Origin of the sequence: Streptomyces piniterrae (assembly GCF_005048155.1) — a bacterium.
GTDB lineage: Bacteria > Actinomycetota > Actinomycetes > Streptomycetales > Streptomycetaceae > Streptomyces > Streptomyces piniterrae.
Window position 1 is genome coordinate 40,543 of sequence record NZ_SUMB01000013.1, and the last position, 15,615, is coordinate 56,157.

At 73.8% G+C, this 15,615-nt stretch carries 9 protein-coding genes; 2 read left to right on the plus strand and 7 right to left on the minus strand.

Going from position 1 to position 15,615, the window contains the following annotated elements; translation table 11 throughout:
• Positions 1 to 99: 99 nt before the first annotated feature.
• From FCH28_RS30755 to FCH28_RS30780, 6 genes are all read right to left on the minus strand, one after another.
• Positions 100 to 1,623 carry a hypothetical protein gene (locus FCH28_RS30755; RefSeq protein ID WP_136743470.1) on the minus strand — a complete coding sequence of 508 codons (1,524 nt, stop codon included), beginning with the start codon at positions 1,621 to 1,623 and terminating at the stop codon, positions 100 to 102.
• A 159-nt stretch (positions 1,624 to 1,782) separates the two neighbouring features.
• Positions 1,783 to 5,412 (minus strand): hydantoinase B/oxoprolinase family protein, encoded by a 3,630-nt coding sequence (locus FCH28_RS30760; protein WP_136743471.1) that lies wholly within the window; start codon positions 5,410 to 5,412, stop codon positions 1,783 to 1,785.
• Positions 5,409 to 6,443, minus strand: a complete 1,035-nt coding sequence (locus FCH28_RS30765; protein ID WP_246103399.1) for an SGNH/GDSL hydrolase family protein — start codon at positions 6,441 to 6,443, stop codon at positions 5,409 to 5,411. Before FCH28_RS30765 ends, FCH28_RS30760 begins: the two co-directional genes overlap by 4 nt.
• Positions 6,444 to 6,445: 2 nt before the next feature.
• Positions 6,446 to 7,720 (minus strand): glycosyltransferase, encoded by a 1,275-nt coding sequence (locus FCH28_RS30770; protein WP_136743472.1) that lies wholly within the window; start codon positions 7,718 to 7,720, stop codon positions 6,446 to 6,448.
• The gene (locus FCH28_RS30775) at positions 7,717 to 8,844 is read right to left on the minus strand and encodes a glycosyltransferase family 4 protein (RefSeq protein WP_136743473.1); all 1,128 of its coding nucleotides are present in this window, start codon (positions 8,842 to 8,844) and stop codon (positions 7,717 to 7,719) included. Before FCH28_RS30775 ends, FCH28_RS30770 begins: the two co-directional genes overlap by 4 nt.
• A 114-nt stretch (positions 8,845 to 8,958) precedes the next feature.
• Positions 8,959 to 10,383 (minus strand): HEAT repeat domain-containing protein, encoded by a 1,425-nt coding sequence (locus FCH28_RS30780; RefSeq protein ID WP_136743474.1) that lies wholly within the window; start codon positions 10,381 to 10,383, stop codon positions 8,959 to 8,961.
• 325 nt (positions 10,384 to 10,708) lie between these two features.
• Here FCH28_RS30780 and FCH28_RS30785 point away from each other — a divergent pair, with 325 nt between their 5' ends.
• Positions 10,709 to 12,178 carry a PP2C family protein-serine/threonine phosphatase gene (locus FCH28_RS30785; protein ID WP_136743475.1) on the plus strand — a complete coding sequence of 490 codons (1,470 nt, stop codon included), beginning with the start codon at positions 10,709 to 10,711 and terminating at the stop codon, positions 12,176 to 12,178.
• A 165-nt stretch (positions 12,179 to 12,343) separates the two neighbouring features.
• On the opposite strand, the gene FCH28_RS30790 is transcribed toward FCH28_RS30785, so the two are convergent.
• Positions 12,344 to 13,867, minus strand: coding sequence for a DNA-binding protein NsdB (locus FCH28_RS30790; protein ID WP_136743476.1), 1,524 nt, complete (start codon positions 13,865 to 13,867; stop codon positions 12,344 to 12,346).
• Between the two features lie 285 nt (positions 13,868 to 14,152).
• Between FCH28_RS30790 and FCH28_RS30795 the strand changes: the two genes are divergently transcribed.
• Positions 14,153 to 15,286: an aminoglycoside phosphotransferase family protein gene (locus tag FCH28_RS30795; protein ID WP_136743477.1), complete on the plus strand. Its 1,134-nt coding sequence runs from the start codon at positions 14,153 to 14,155 to the stop codon at positions 15,284 to 15,286.
• The last annotated feature ends 329 nt before the right edge of the window (positions 15,287 to 15,615 follow it).

Below are 15,615 nucleotides of genomic sequence, written 5' to 3' on the forward strand. Positions count from 1 at the left end.
CGGATGAACAGGCGGGATCTACGGAATCGGCGGGATGTGCGGCAGTTGCCGGGTGGGCCCCAGGGCGCCGCACCGGCCGTACGCCCCCAGCGCGGGACATCAGGCCACCTCCGAGCGGTCGGCGGCCATCCCGGCCGCGTCCAGCAGGGCGGTGCCGACGATGAGGTCGGCGCCGCCGAACTCGGGGTCGGCCAGCTCGGTGCCGTCGTCGACGGCGAAGAGCAGCTGCTGCTCGCCCTGGCGGTAGGCGGTGCCGACCGGGGGGCTGGCGGCGTGCACCGCCAACAGGGCGACGAGATAGGGGAGTTCGGGGTCCTTGCGGCGCGCCTCGGCGAGCAGCCCGGAGAGCCGGCGGGGCGCGTCGGCGGGCAGGTCGAGCAGCTCCATCGCGGCGTCCAGCTGCTCCTCGCTGAAGCGGCTGTCGTCGGGCGTCGCCACGAGATCGGGCTCGGGCATCTCGGCGCCGAGGTGCTCACGTTCCATGGGCGGGGTGAGCAGCACCTCGACGAGGTCGGCGACGCGGACCGCGGAGGGGGTGCGCAGCCCCGTACCGCGGGCGAAGAACGCGTCGGTGACACGGATGGCACGCTCGGCGGGCAGCGGCAGCAGGGGGGCGACCAGCTGGCCGTAGAGGTCGAGCCCGGAGCGGGCGGTGGGGGTGGCGAACGCCTGCCGGTCCTGTTCGGCGCGGAAGAGCGGGCCGGCCTCCAGCAGCCGGGACTGGAGCTGGGTGTGGCGGCGGATGCAGTCCTTGACGATGTCGACGAGCTCGGCGGCGCGCCGCTTGTGCTCCGGCTCCTCGGACTCGTCGCGGGCCTTGCGGATGTTGGTGAGGATGGCGTTCTCGTGGCGGTAGCGGTCCGCGACGTGGTCCAGCGCCTCGGTGATCATGTCGGGGACGGTTTCCAGCCAGTCGACGGCGCGGACATTGCGGCGGGTGGCGTCCAGCGTGCGGCGCAGCGTCTCGGCGTACTGCACGGTGCGGTAGCGGGCCTGCTCGGCGGCGAGCTGGGCGTCGGCCAGCCGGCCGCGGTTGATCAGCACCTCCAGCTTGACCTCGGCGGCGATCTGGGCGCTGGTGACGTCCGTGTCGAGCGCGCCGACCAGGACGTTGACCGCTTCGTCGGTGGCGCGGAGGTACACGCTGCCGCCCGCGCCCGGCACCTCCTCGATCAGCTTGAAGTCGTAGTCGCGGCGGACGTACTCGCCGTCGGTGTTGAAGGTGCCGTAGACGGCGCGGAAGCCGCGGTCCACGCTGCCGACGTTGATCAGGTTCTCCAGCACCCAGCGGGCCACCCGCTCATGCTCGGCGGCGGGGCGGCGCGGGGTCTGCGCGGCGACCCGGGGGAGCACCTTCGCCACTATCTCTTCATGATCGGCGCCGGTGTCGAAGTCCATGTTCAGCGTGACGAGATCGATGACGGCGAGCGCCACCTCCGCCATCGCGTAGACGCCGTACTCGCCCGCGAGGTTGGCCTTGCGCACGTCGAGGTCGTGCAGCGGCGCGGTGCACGCGAGGGCGCGCAGCCGGCGGGCCAGTCCTTCGTCGGCGGCCGGGCCCGGCGCGGGCCGGTGCGGCCCGTTGAGCTGGGGCGCAGCGGCCCCCGGGGCGGAAAAAGTCACGTCGCACAGAGTAGGCGGTCCCACTGACAACGGACGAAACGGCACGGACCCGCCGGGGGACGGCCCTGCTGGTGGCGCCGGTCGTGGAGTCGTGGCCCCGCTCGCCGGCCGGCGCGTCATTCTACGGCGCACCCGCCGCCGGGACGCTCCCGGCCCCGCTCACGCCTCCCCGTACCCCCCGCCCCCGGGCGTCCGGATCACCAGCACATCGTCCACACCGGCCTCCGCCGCGTCGCAGCCCTTGAGCTCCTCACGGGAACCGTCCGCCCGGTCGATGAAGTTGGCGCCGAGCGTGCCCGGTGCGCCGCCCGCCATGCCGTACGGCGGGACCCTGCGGTGGTTGGTGAGCAGGGCGATGGTCATCGGCTCCAGGAAGCGCAGCCGGCGTTCGGCGCCGCAGCCGCCGTGCCAGCGGCCGGTGCCGCCGCTGCCGTCACGGATGGCGAAGCTGTCGACGCGGACCGGGTAGCGCCATTCCAGCACTTCGGGATCGGTCAGCCGGGAGTTGGTCATATGGGTCTGTACGGCGTCCGCGCCGTCGAAGCCGTCGCCCGCGCCGGAGCCGCCGGCCACGGTCTCGTAGTACTGCACCCGGTCGTTGCCGAAGGTGACGTTGTTCATGGTGCCCGAGCCCTCGGCCTGGACGCCCAGCGCGGCGTACAGCGCGCCGGTGACCGCCTGCGAGGTCTCCACGTTGCCCGCGACGGTGGCCGCCGGGAAGACCGGCGCGAGCATCGAGCCCTCCGGGATACGGACGTCGACGGGCTTGAGGCAGCCGCTGTTGAGCGGGATGTCCTCGGCGACCAGGGTGCGGAACACGTACAAAACCGCCGCCATCACCACCGAGCTGGGCGCGTTGGCGTTGCCGGGCTGCTGGGGCGAGGTGCCGGCGAAGTCCAGTACGGCGCCGCGGGCGGCGTGGTCGACGGTCAGGGCGACATGGATCTCCGCCCCGCTGTCGGTCTCGTAGCGGCAGCTGCCGTCGGACAGGTCCGCGATGATCCGCCGCACCGATTCCTCGGCGTTGTCCTGTACGTGCCCCATGTAGGCCCGTACGACATCCAGCCCGAACTGCTCGGTCATCCGCCGCAGTTCGTGGATGCCCTTCTCGTTGGCGGCGATCTGGGCCCGCAGATCGGCGATGTTGGCGTCCGGCGCACGGGACGGATACGGGCCCGAGGCCAGCAGTTCGCGGGTCTCGCGCTCGCGCAGCCGGCCGTCGCGCACCAGCAGCCAGTTGTCGAGGAGGATGCCCTCGTCCTGGATGGTGCTGCTGAAGGCGGGCATCGAGCCGGGGGTGATGCCGCCGATCTCGGCGTGATGGCCGCGGGAAGCCACCAGGAAGAGCAGCTCGTGGCGCTCGTCGCCCGCCGCGTCGGCCGCCGGTGTCTCGTCGAAAACGGGGGTGACGACGGTGACGTCCGGGAGGTGTGTCCCCCCGTGGTACGGGTCGTTGATGGCGTACACGTCGCCCGGCCGCATGTCGTCGCCGCGCCGCTTGAGCACCTCCTTGATGGACTCCCCCATCGAGCCCAGGTGCACGGGGATGTGGGGGGCGTTGGCGATGAGGTTGCCCTCGGAGTCGAAGAGCGCACAGGAGAAGTCGAGGCGTTCCTTGATGTTGACGGAGTGCGCGGTGTTCTCCAGGCGGACGCCCATCTGCTCGGCGACGGCCATGAAGAGGCTGTTGAAGACCTCCAGCATCACCGGGTCGGCCTCGGTGCCGACCGCGACCCGCCCGGCACGCGGCTCGGCCCGGGTCAGCAGGAGGTGACCGCGCTCGCCCACGGCCGCCTGCCAGCCCGGGTCGAGGACCGTCGTCGCGTCGTCCTCGGCGATGATCGCCGGGGCGGTGAGGACGTCCCCGGGGCGCAGCTCGGTGCGCCGGTAGAGGGCGGTGTCCTGCCAGTGCCCCTGCGCGTACATCCGGACCGTGGCGGCGGGCCGCAACTCCCCTTCCCTGTCGGCGGACGGGGCCTGGTACCCGGAGGCGCCACCGGCCGCGCCGAGCGCCTCGACCGATACCGCCTCCGCCACCAGCGGCTTGTCCATGGTGAAGGCGTAGCGGGCGCGGTGTGCCCGGACGAACTCGGCGGTCATGGTGTCGGCGTCGGCCAGCGGGACGCCGATGGTGGAGTCCGTCCCGGCGTAGCGGATCAGCACCCGGGCGCGGGTGGTGATCGACTCGTCCGGCACCCCGTCGTCGAGGAGTTCCCGCCGAGTCTGCTCGGCGAGCGCGTCGCAGACCTCCCGGACCCGGCCGATGGCCCCGGCCTCCGCGAACTCCGCCTCGACGGCCTGTTCGCGCATCGCGGTGGCGTCGGCGACGCCGATGCCGTACGCGGAGAGCACGCCGGCCAGCGGCGGGACGAGGACCGTGTCGATGCCCAGGGCGTCGGCGACCGCGCAGGCGTGCTGGCCGCCGGCGCCGCCGAAGCTGGTGAGCGCGTAGCGGGTGATGTCATGGCCGCGCTGGACGGAGATCCTCTTGACCGCGTTGGCCATGTTGAGCACGGCGATGTCCAGGAATCCGGCGGCGACGTCCTCCGGGCCGCGGTCGTCGCCGGTCTCCGCGGCGATCCGCTCGGCGAGCTCCGCGAAGCGGGTCCGTACGGTGCCGGCGTCCAGCGGCTGGTCGCCGTCCGGCCCGAACACCGCGGGGAAGTGGTCGGGCTGGATACGGCCGAGCATCACGTTGGCGTCGGTGACGGCCAGCGGTCCGCCGCGCCGGTAGCAGGCCGGGCCCGGGTCCGCGCCGGCCGAGTCGGGGCCGACGCGGTAGCGGCGCCCGTCGAAGTGCAGCACGGACCCGCCGCCCGCCGCGACGGTGTGGATGTTCATCATCGGGGTGCGCATCCGTACGCCGGCGACCTCGCTGCCGAAGACCCGCTCGAACTCGCCCGCGTAGTGCGACACGTCCGTGGAGGTGCCGCCCATGTCGAAGCCGATCACCCGGTCGTGGTCGCCGGCCTCGGCGGCCGTACGGACCATGCCGACGACGCCGCCCGCGGGCCCGGACAGCACCGCGTCCTTGCCGCGGAAGTGCGTGGCCTCCCGCAGCCCCCCATTGGACTGCATGAACATCAGCCGGATGCCCGGGAGTTCGGCCGCGATCTCGTCGACATAGCGGCCCAGGATCGGGGAGAGATACGCGTCGACGACGGTGGTGTCCCCGCGCGGCACCAGCTTCATCAGCGGGCTGACCTCGTGCGAACAGCTCACCTGCGGGAAGCCGGCGGCACGGGCCAGTTCGGCGACGGCCTTCTCGTGCGCGGTGTGCCGGTAGCCGTGCAGCAGCACGACGGCCGCGCTGCGCAGCCCGTCCGCACGCGCCCGGACCAGGGCCCGGCGGACCTTGTCGGCGTCCAGCGGCCGGACGACCGTGCCGTCCGCGCCGACCCGCTCCGGGACCTCGACGACCCGCTCGTACAACGCCTCCGGCAGCAGGATCCGCCGGTCGAAGATCCGCGGCCGGTTCTGGTACGCGATCCGCAGCGCGTCGCGGAATCCTTCGGTGATGAGCAGCACGGTCGGCTCGCCCTTGCGTTCGAGCAGGGCGTTGGTGGCGACCGTCGTCCCCATCTTCACGAAGGAGACCCGCTCGGCGGGCACCGGTTCGTCGGGGCCGAGCCCCAGCATCATCCGGATGCCGGCCACCGCGGCGTCCCGGTAGCGCTCGGGATGGTGCGAGAGCAGCTTGCCGGTGACCAGCCGCCCGTCCGGCCGTCTGCCGACGACGTCCGTGAAGGTGCCCCCGCGATCGATCCAGAACTCCCAGCGTCCCGTCATCCGGCCATTGTCGCAGCGCCCTTCGACCCTGGGCCCTGTACGGGTGAGCCGGCGCGTGCCGGGCCCAGGGCGGCGAGCGCGGCGCGGGTCGTACGCTCGGCCGCCGCGTCCAGCAGCCGTCCGGAGCCGGCCAGGCCGTGCCGGCACTCCTGCCAGGCCAGGGCCAGCAGACCGGGCAGCAGGTCGGTGCACCGGTCGGCGACCCAGCGGGTGCCGCGGGTCGCCATCCACCAGGCGGACCCGGCGCGGGTCGGCGGCGGTCCGTCGAGGGTGAGCGCGGGCGGCGGTCCGACGGGCACGCCGGTGCCGGCGAGCGCGGTGTGGAAGGCGTGCGCCAGCAGCCGGTGGCCGCGCTCACTGGGGTGCAGCCGGTCCACGCTCCAGGAGTCACGGTCGGTGACCCACCGGTGGTCGGCGATATGCAGATGCACGCCCCCGTAGCGGTCGGACACCGCGTGCACGACGGCGTTCACGGCCCGCATCCGGCGGGCGAGCGGCCGGGCGAGCGGTGCGGGCAGCCCCAGCATCCGGCCCGGGTCCGGCAGACACGCCGTCAGCACCACGGCACCGTCGGCGCTCAGCGCGCCATGCGCCAGATCGAGCGCGGCCGCGACCTTCGCGATGTCGAAGGCGGCGCGCAGCGTGTCGTTCGCGCCGACCACGAGCGACACGAAGCGCGGCGCGAGCCGCCGCGCCGCGGGCAGCTGCCGCTCCGCCACATCACCGGCCAGCGCCCCGCTCTCGGCCAGATTCACCAGCCGTACGCCGCCCGGCCGCTCCCCCAGCGCGTCCGCGAGCAGCGCCGCCCAGCCCCGCCAGCCGCCGCCCGGCAGCGGGTCGCCCAGCCCCTCGGTGAGCGAATCACCGAGCGCTACGAAGCAGGGCGGGGCCTGTGGATCGGTGGGGTGGGGCCTTGCCTTGCCCTCCGGGGCCGGTGAATCGGTGGGGTGGGGCCCAACCGTGCCCTCCGAGCCCTCCATGCCCTCCGCGGTCGACGGTTCGGTACTCCCTCCTGCCTCCTGCGTCCCCATCCTCACCACCCGCCCCGCGGGCTCGTCGGATACGACGGCACCGGCGCACCGGCCGGCTCGTCCGTCGGCCCGTGCGCGTCATGCGCGGCGAGAAACGCCTCGACGGCGGGCCGCCAGCCGTAGCCCTCGGCACGGCGGCGGGCGGCGTCCCGGCGCGGCCGCTCGGGCCGGGACAGGACCCGCTGGACCGCGTCGGCGAAGGAGGAGCCGTCGTCCAGGGCCGTGTCACCGCCGCGCCCGACCAGACCGGCGAGCGCCGAGGCCGCGCTGGCGACCACCGGCGTGCCGCAGGCCAGCGCCTCCAGAGCGGCGAGGCCGAACGTCTCGGCCGGCCCCGGTGCCAGGCACAGATCGGCGCTGGCCTGGAGCGCGGCGAGCCGGGAGCGGTCGGCGACATGCCCGAGGAACGCCGCGGGCAGCCGCTCGGCCCGTGCCCGCGCCTCCAGCCGCGCCCGGAGCGGCCCGTCACCCGCCACCACCAGCGCCGCGTCGACACCGCGCCGGCGCAGCTCGGCCAGCGCGTCCAGCGCGCGGCCCGGCCGCTTCTCCGGCGACAACCGGGAGCAGAGCAGCATCAGCACCGATGCCCGTGCCGCGCACCGCCGCCGCAGCTCCTCGCTGCGGCAGCCCGGGTGCCAGGCGGCGAGGTCGACGCCGAGCGGCGCCCGCACCACGTTGCGCGCCCCGACCCGGGTGAACTCCGCCGCCGCCCACTCGGTGGTGCACACCACCCGGCTGTAGGCGTGCGCCGTACGGGAGTTCAGCCGGTCCGCGGCGGCGCGGGCGACCGGCCGCGGCACGCCCCAGGTCCGCAGCACCCCGTCGACGCTCTCGTGCGACACCATCACCGCCGGGACCCGGGCCCGGCGCGCCCACTCCCCCGTCCAGCGCAGCGTCGTACGGTCGGAGACCTCCAGCCGGTCGGGAGCCAGCGCCCGCAGCAGATGGTGCAGCCGGCGGCGGTCGGCCAGCACGCGATAGCCGCCGGTACCGGGCAGCACCGGCCCCGGCAGGGTGATCACCCGCCCCTGGTCGGTGAGTTCATCCCGCACACCGAGGCCGGACGCGCCACCGGCCTGGTCCTTCCCCGGCTCGCCCGGCACGATGAGCACCGGCTCGTGCCCCGCCGCCCGGTAGCCGGCGCCGAGCTCGCGCAGTGCGGTGCGCAGCCCGCCGGAGGCCGGGGTGACGAAGTTGGCGATCCGTACGATCCGCAGCCCGGTTTCCTGGCGCGGCGCCGTCCGGAGCTCCGCCACGACCTCCCCGCGTGCCGTCATGCCGCCACCGCCGTCCGGTCGCCGAGCACGTCCTCGTAGTGCCCGAGCAGCTGGTCGCCCACGGCCTCCCAGGTGCGGTCCTCCACGGCGCGGCGGCCCGCGGCGCCGTACCGGGCGCGGAGCTCGGCGCTGCCCGCGAGGAACCGCACCGCGTCCCGGAACGCGCCGCCGTCGCCGGGCGTCACCAGCAGCCCGGTACGGCCGTGGTCCACCAGGTCGACCGGACCGCCCGCGCGCGGCGCGACCACCGGCACACCGGAGGCCATCGCCTCCTGCACGGTCTGACAGAAGGTCTCATACGGGCCGGTATGGACGAACACGTCCAGTGACGCGTAGAGGCGGGCGAGTTCATCGCCGGTGCGGCGGCCCAGGAAGCGCACCTGCGGCAGGCCGGCCCGCAGTCCGGCGGCGCTGGGGCCGTCGCCGATGACGACGGTGCGGACGCCCGGCAGCCGCGAGGTCTCGGCGAGCAGCCGGACGTCCTTCTCCGGAGCCAGCCGCCCCACGTACCCCACCAGCAGCTCCCGGCCCGCGAGCAGCGAGGTGCGCAGCACCGTGTCACGCCGCCCGGGGTGGAAGCGCTCGGAGTCGACGCCGCGCGGCCACAGGCGCACCCGTGGCACACCGTGCTCGGTCAGGTCGAGCAGCGCGGCACTGGACGGTGCGAGGGTGCGGGCGGCGGCGGCGTGCACGGCCCGTATGCGGCGCCAGGCCGTCGCGCCGCCGCCCCCGAGGTAGGTGCGGGCGTAGCGGCCCAGATCGGTCTGGTAGACGGCGATCGCGGGCACCCGCCGCCGGGCCGCGGCCGCCATCCCCCGCGCGCCGAGGACGAAGGGGCTGGCGAGGTGCACCAGGTCGGGACGGTGCCCGTCGAGCGCCGCGGACAGCTTGCGTCCGGGCAGCGCGATCCGCACCTGCGGATACCCGGGCAGCGGCACCGACGGCACTCGGACGACGGGGCAGGGACTCTCGTACGTTCCGCCGGCCGGCTCATAGCCGCCGAGCGGGGCGATGACGAGCGGATCGTGGCCGCGCCGGACGAGGTGCCGGGCGGTCTCCAGGGCGCAGTGGGCGACGCCGTTGACATCTGGCGGGAAGGATTCGGTGACGATGACGACACGCATACCGCTGTTGTCGGCGCACCGTGCGTGGAGGGAGCCAAGGGGATCTTTCCAGCCGGGAAACGTCCCATGAGCGTTCCGGTTGCACGCGGGCGGTGCGGGGCCGCGGCCCCGCCGTCACACCGCCGAGGCGTCGGGCCCGAACCGGCTGCGTACGGCCGTCTGGACCTCGGCCTCCTCCGCCGGGTCCGCGGCGAGCCGCCGGAGCTGCTCGACGACCCGGTCGTCGCCGGTCGCGGCGTGCCGGGCGGCCAGCTCGCGGGTGGTCTCCTCGCAGTCCCACAGGCACTCGACGGCGAAGCCGGCCGCGAACCCGGGATCGGTGACGGCGAGCGCGCCGGCCGCCCGGCCCCGGAGGTGGGAGGAGGAGGTCTCACGGTAGATATGACGCAAAACCGGGGCGGCGCAGCCGACGCCGAGGCGCCCGGCGCCGTCGACCAGCTCCCAGAGGGCGTCCGCGTCCGGGCCCGCCTCGCGGACGGTCCGGCGCAGCGCGGCCAGCACCAGCTCGGTGTCGCGTTTCGCGCCGCGGCGGGCGAGCATCGCGGCGGCGGACGCGCCCAGCCGGTCCTGGCGACGGGCCCAGACGCGGGACCGTTCGACGGCGGCCACGCTGCGCATCCGCTCGAAGGAGGCGAGCGCGGCGGAGACCAGCGACTCGGAGGAGACGGGGTCGACGGCCGCGATCTCGATCAGATCGAGGACGTCGGGATCGCCGCGCTCGGCGAGGTGGTGCAGCGCCGCGGCGCGTGCCGCGTCCGGGCCGCTGCGCGCGGCCCGCAGCACCTCGGGGCGGTCCTCGGGACCGACCACGGCGGCCAGGCAGCGCGCCGCGGCGATGTGCCGGCGCTCCCCGGGGCGCAGGTCGAGGTCCTGCTCGGCCCACTCCAGGACCTCGGTGACGCTCCAGCCGGGGCGCGGCCCGCGCGGCCGCAGCTGCCGCTGCCAGCGGTCGAAGGAGCCCTGCTCCCCGGCGGCGGCCAGCCGCACGCCGTAGCGGGGATCCTCGGCCCACAGCCGCCAGGGCCGGGGCTCGAAGGCGTCGCGGACCGCGGCGGCGAGCTCGGCCCGGCCCTCCTCGGTGTCGGGGAAGCGGGCGAGGACGGCGGGCGCGAGGGTCATCAGCCCGGCGTCGTCGTCACGCAGCGCGAGCTCGTCCAGGGCCCATCGCCAGTTGCTGCCGACAGCGGCGTAGCTGCGCAGCAGGAGGCGCGCGGCGTCCCTGCCGTACGCGGCGAGGTGGCCGAGGACGGCGAGGGCGAGGCCGGTGCGCTCCTCGCCCGTGTCGATGCGGTCGTCGGGGTGGAAGAGGTGCCGTTCGATCTCTTCGAGGCCGCCGTCGAGCTGCATGTAGAGGCGCGCGTAGTAGAGCGAGCGGTTCTCCACCTGCCAGTCGCGGCGGGGGTCACGCAGCACACTGTCGTTGAGTGCCGCGAGCGCCTCGGCCCGCGGCGCCGCGAGGGCATGCAGGGTCCCGTCGCCGCGGCCACGCTGAAGGAGGCCGAGCAGGGTGCCACTGGGCGCTATGTCTGGATCGAACATGAGGTCAGCATCCGGTGCGGGGGACGGGCTGGCAACGGGATTTCCGCTGACCGGCATTCTTGCCGGTGTCCGCGGACCGTATGCGTCGTTCCCACCATGGGATCGCGGGAACAGCAGCTTTACGGCGGCCGCAGCCTAGCCTGGAATCCGATATTCCGCAGAGTCGGCGGTGTCTATGCCCCAGGAAGCCACTGGCATATGCCCGCTGCACCACCGTATCGGGTAATGCCAAATCCCTTACGGACGGTCGCAGCCTGTGCAACAGTCGTAACCGGCCCTTCTCTCAGACCTGGCCCTGGCGCGCCGCCTGATCACGGAGTACGTCATGCCGTCCCCTCTCTTCGCGGACCATCCCGCCGACCGGCCCCCCGAGCGCGGCACGGTCGAGGCACTGATCACGCAGGCCCGCCGCCTGCGCGGTGGCCTCGACGCCGTGCGCCGGGAGTCGTCCGTACACGCCGAGACCGCCGCCGACCCCCAGCTGCGCTGGCAGCGGGCCCTCTGCGACCTCGCCGTGCACCACCTCGACGACCTCGGCGGCCACCTCGACCAGCTGAGAGAGGGCCTCCCGGTCGAGGACGAGGAACCGCACGACGAGCTGCCCGCCGCACCGCCCGAAGCGGAGCCGGCCCCGGCGCCCCACGAGCGCGGCGCGCTGCTGCGCCGGGTGGGCAGCGCCGAGTGGAATCTGCTCACCGACGAGGTGAGCTGGTCCGACGAACTGTTCGCCATGTTCGGCAGGGACCCGGCCGACGGACCGCTGACCCTCGACGAACTGCCGTCCCTGATCCTCACCGACGACCAGGAGCAGCTGACCAGGATGGTCACCGACTGCCTGGTGGACGGTAAGCCGATCGACGGCGAATTCCGCATCGTGCGCACCGACCACAGCGTCCGCACGGTGCACATGGTGGGCGAGCCGGTGCTCGACGCCGACGGCAGCACCGCATGCATGTGGGCCGTGCTGCGGGACGTCAGCGAGCTGCGCCGCAGCCAGCGGGCGGTGCGCGAGACCCGTGACTCGCTGCAACGCCAACGGCACATCGCGCAGACCGAGCACCGGCTGGCGGTCGAGCTGCAGGAGGCCGTGCTACCGCCGTGGCGCGGCTCCCTGCGGTTCCCGCAGGGCGGCCCGGTGGCCCTCGACCTCGCCGGGCGCTACCTCCCGTCCGGCACCAGCGCCCTGATCGGCGGCGACTGGTACGACGCACTGCAACTCCCGGACGGCGACACGCTGTTGAGCGTCGGCGACCTCACCGGGCACGGCGTCACCGCCACCTCGGGCATGGCGATGGTCCTCGGCGCACTGCGCGGCATGGCCGTCGCCGGACAGCGCCCGGGACCGCTGATGGGCTACCTCAACCAACTGCTCGACACCGCCTCCCAGCCCGCGCTGGGCAGCGCCGTCTGCGCCCGCTTCGACCCGGCCAGCCGCCGACTGGAGTGGGCCCAGGCCGGACACCCCGCCCCCCTGCTCTTCCGCGACGGCACAGGGCGCGCACTGGACCCGCCCGAGGGCGTACTGCTCGGGGCGACCGCCGGCGCGACCTACGACCAGCGGACCGAGCAACTGCAGCCGGGCGACCTGCTCGTGCTGCACACCGACGGACTCGCACCCCGCCGTACACATGGCGCGGACGCCGCCCATGAGGGAGCCGAGCGGCTCCTCGCACTGGCACCGCGGTTCGCCGCGGCCCGCAGCGCGCAGGACAGCGTCCGTATCGTCGTCGAGGAGTTCGGCAGCACCGAACGCGAGGACGACGCATGCGTACTGGTCGCCAGGGTCGGCGGCTGACGCAGGCACAGCTGCCGAGAGCTGACCTGGCGACAACTGCCGTCGGGCAAGGGATCGTTGACGTCTTCCGGTAGATGTACGGGTAGGTGCGGGCGCCGGGGTCGTTCCGGGGTTGTGCTGCCGGGAACGTAGGACCGGTCAGCCCTCTTCGGGCCTTCGGTCCGGTCAGACCGAGAGGTTGCCGCCGAGACCCGGCCCCGACAGGCCCGGCCCCCGCCCCTTGGCCTTCGCCTTCGGCAGGACCTGCTGGATCTCCTCCCGCAGGTCCTGGATCTTGGCGTAGTTCGCGTACTGGCCGGTGAGCCGGTACATCTCGCGCAGCCGGTCCCAGGTGCGGTGGGAGGAGTTCTCACCGATGGACAGCAGCGCCAACCGTGCGTAACGGTCGGCCTGTTCCGGGTCGTCCGCGATGAAGCAGGCCGACGCGATCGAGATGTGGTCGAAGATCTGCGAACGCTGCCGGCCGTCCTCGCGCAGCGCCAGCGCCTTCTTGGCGTGCTGCTCCGCGATGGGCGCGACCGAAGGGTCGTGCTCCGCCAGGGTGCGGTACACCAGCCCCTCCATCCCGTGCATATCCGCCTCGTTGAACAGCTGCATCCAACTCGGCGGCGGCACATCGCCCTTGTCCGAAACGAACAGCTCCTCCGCCTCGCCGAGGGTGCGCCGGGTCGCCTGACCGCGCCCCATCGACGCCTGCGCCCAGGCCTCGATGGTGTGGAACATGGCGCGGGTACGGGGCAACGCCGCCTCCCCGGAGCCGGACTTGGCCAGCTTCATCAGGTCCAGCGCTTCGTCGGGACGGCCCAGATGGACCATCTGGCGGGCGGCCCGGGAGAGCGCCTCGCCGGCCCGCGGCCGGTCGCCGCCCTCACGCGCCGCATGGGCGGCGATGACGAAGTACTTCTGCGCGGTGGGCTCCAGGCCCACGTCATGGGACATCCAGCCGGCGAGCACCGCCAGGTTGGCCGCCACCCCCCACAGCCTGCGCTGCAGATGATCGGGATGACGGTAGGCGAGCATGCCGCCGACCTCGTTGAGCTGTCCCACCACGGCCTTGCGCTGCAGCCCGCCGCCGCGGGCCGCGTCCCAGGCGCGGAAGACCTCGACCGAGCGCTCCAGCGCGTCGATCTCCTGCGACCCCACGGGGGCCGCCTCGTAGCGGTCGAGGCCGATCTGGTCGAGTTCGTCGAAGGAGTCGGCCGCGAACTGGTCGTCGGGGCGTAGCGAGTGGACGGTCCGGTCCGGTTCGGTGTGCAGCCAGTCGTACATGGCGCCAGTGAGTGCGGAGCCCGCGGCGAGCGCAGCGCCCGCACCCACCAAGCCGCGTCGGTTGAGCATGAGGTCCATTCCCGTGAATTCCGTGAGGACCGCGGCGGTCCGCTCGGGTGCCCACGGCAGACCGTCCATGGCCTGCCGCTTCCCCGCGCGACCTGTCCTTGCGAACCCGAGGTCCTCGATGGTTACGACACGGCCGAGGCGCTCGGTGAACAGGGAAGCCAGGACCTTGGGCACCGGATCCCGTGGGGTCTCCCCCATATCGATCCAACGCCGCACTCGCGAGGTGTCGGTCGCCAGCTGCGGATGCCCCATGGCCGCCGCCTGCCGGTTGACCAGTCTCGCCAGCTCGCCCTTGGACCAGCCGGCCAGGCCGAAAAGGTCCGCGAGACGGGTGTTCGGCTGCCTGTCCACGTCAAGCCCCCAGGTTCCTCGACTGAGTTGACAGTAACGGCCCGTGACGGGGCCTGCGAGCATTCGCCAGGGTTCGCCAGGGTGCGCCACATGGTCTGCCACCCGCGCCCGCGTGTTCTGTAGATGTGCAGCCCCCGGCCCGGTGGCGGGACCGCATTCCCCAGGGTGCGCGCCCTTCACGGGGACCCTGGATCGGCCTCCTGCACGGGGCCCGTTCACCGGGTTCTCACCGCCGGGCCGGGGGCGCACGCAACTCGTCGGCGCACGAAGGGATCTGTCTCACCCATGTATGCAGCATCGTCCGCCGTGACCGCCCCCACCCGGCCGTACCGCCCGCACCCCTCGGGGAGCGGGCCGTATCTCGACCCCTCCCCCTCCGCGGGGGGAGTGACCGGCCTTCCCGGTGGCCGTATGAGGCGGGCGCAGGGGACGGGCACCCAACCGCTCAGCGGGAGACTCGACTTGTCCGGCCCACAGGGCGCCCAGCTACGCGCCGCCGTCGCCTCGGTGCACCGCATCTGCCCGGAGTTCAACCCGGTCCAGGTCCTGCGGCGCACCGGCCGGTCCGTCCTCCTGGTGGGCACGACGGGCCGTACGACCGCGGTCGCCAAGTGTTTACTGGACCACTCCCCCGCGTGGTCCGAGCGGTTCCGGCAGGAAATAGCTGCTTACCGCGCGTTCGTCCGGCATCGTCCGCCGGTACGGGTGCCGCGGCTGGTGGCGGCCGATCCCGACAACTGCACGCTGGTCGTCGAGCGGATGCCCGGCAGGATCGCGGCGGTGGCCCGGCATCCGTCCGAGGCGCCGCCCCGCGCGGACGTACGGGCCGCGCTCGGTGCGATCTGCCGGATCAACCTCTGGCGCCCGCCGGCCGGACTGTTCGACGCCCCGCTGGACTACGCGGGCCGCATCGGCCGGTATCACGACCTGGGGCTGCTCACCGACCGTGACCTGGGGGACCTGCAGAAGCTGCTGCACGGCCTGGCGCACACCCAGGGCCAGTTCTGCCACGGTGACGCACTGCTGAACAACGTGCTGCTGTCCCCCGCGGGCCCGGTGCTGCTGGACTGGGACAGCGCGGGCTGGTACCTGCCGGGGTACGACCTGGCGACGCTGTGGTCCGTGCTCGGTGACGCCCCGGTGGCCCGCCGGCAGATCAGCCAGCTCGCCCAGGCCGCCGGGCCCGTCTCGCGGGACGCGTTCCTGGTCAATCTGATGCTGGTGCTGACCCGCGAGATCCGGCGCTACGAGACCGCGGTGCAGCGCACCATGCGCGAACCCGCGCCGACGGGCACCCAGGGGCCGGGACACCCCGGGGCGCCCGCGGCGGGCGAGGAGCAGCGGCTGCTCCTGCGCCGGCTGCACGACGACTGCCAGATGGCGCGCCGTGCGGTGAGGGCGGCGGTGGGCACCCGCTGACCGCCGAGGGGGGTCGTCAAAGGCCCGTCAGGTTCTCGGGTACGGCGAGCCGGAGGCCAGGCGGGCACTTTGATGGCGCCCCCTAGGGGGACTGTGAGCGGCGCGACCGATACGGGCGCGCCGCTCACCCGTGTGTGCGGCTCACCCGAACGTGCCGCTCACCTCTGCGTGCGGCTCACCCATGTGCGAGCCACCGGGCCGCGGCCATTGGTCCATTCCACTGATGCCCCGCAGGCCAGGCGCCCGGACCGGGAAAGCTCCTCGGGATACGCCCTGACATGCGAAATCCCGACCGTGTGGGGTGGTTGACGGATCGTCGGCGAACGTAT

What these genes read in the sequence shown, in the direction of transcription:
- FCH28_RS30760 (WP_136743471.1), bottom strand. Translation starts at nt 5,412, where the DNA reads ATGACGGGACGCTGGGAGTTCTGGATCGATCGCGGGGGCACCTTCACG.
- FCH28_RS30765 (WP_246103399.1), bottom strand. Translation starts at nt 6,443, where the DNA reads ATGGGGACGCAGGAGGCAGGAGGGAGTACCGAACCGTCGACCGCGGAG.
- FCH28_RS30770 (WP_136743472.1), bottom strand. Translation starts at nt 7,720, where the DNA reads ATGACGGCACGCGGGGAGGTCGTGGCGGAGCTCCGGACGGCGCCGCGC.
- FCH28_RS30775 (WP_136743473.1), bottom strand. Translation starts at nt 8,844, where the DNA reads ATGCGTGTCGTCATCGTCACCGAATCCTTCCCGCCAGATGTCAACGGC.
- FCH28_RS30780 (WP_136743474.1), bottom strand. Translation starts at nt 10,383, where the DNA reads ATGTTCGATCCAGACATAGCGCCCAGTGGCACCCTGCTCGGCCTCCTT.
- FCH28_RS30785 (WP_136743475.1), top strand. Translation starts at nt 10,709, where the DNA reads ATGCCGTCCCCTCTCTTCGCGGACCATCCCGCCGACCGGCCCCCCGAG.
- FCH28_RS30795 (WP_136743477.1), top strand. Translation starts at nt 14,153, where the DNA reads ATGTATGCAGCATCGTCCGCCGTGACCGCCCCCACCCGGCCGTACCGC.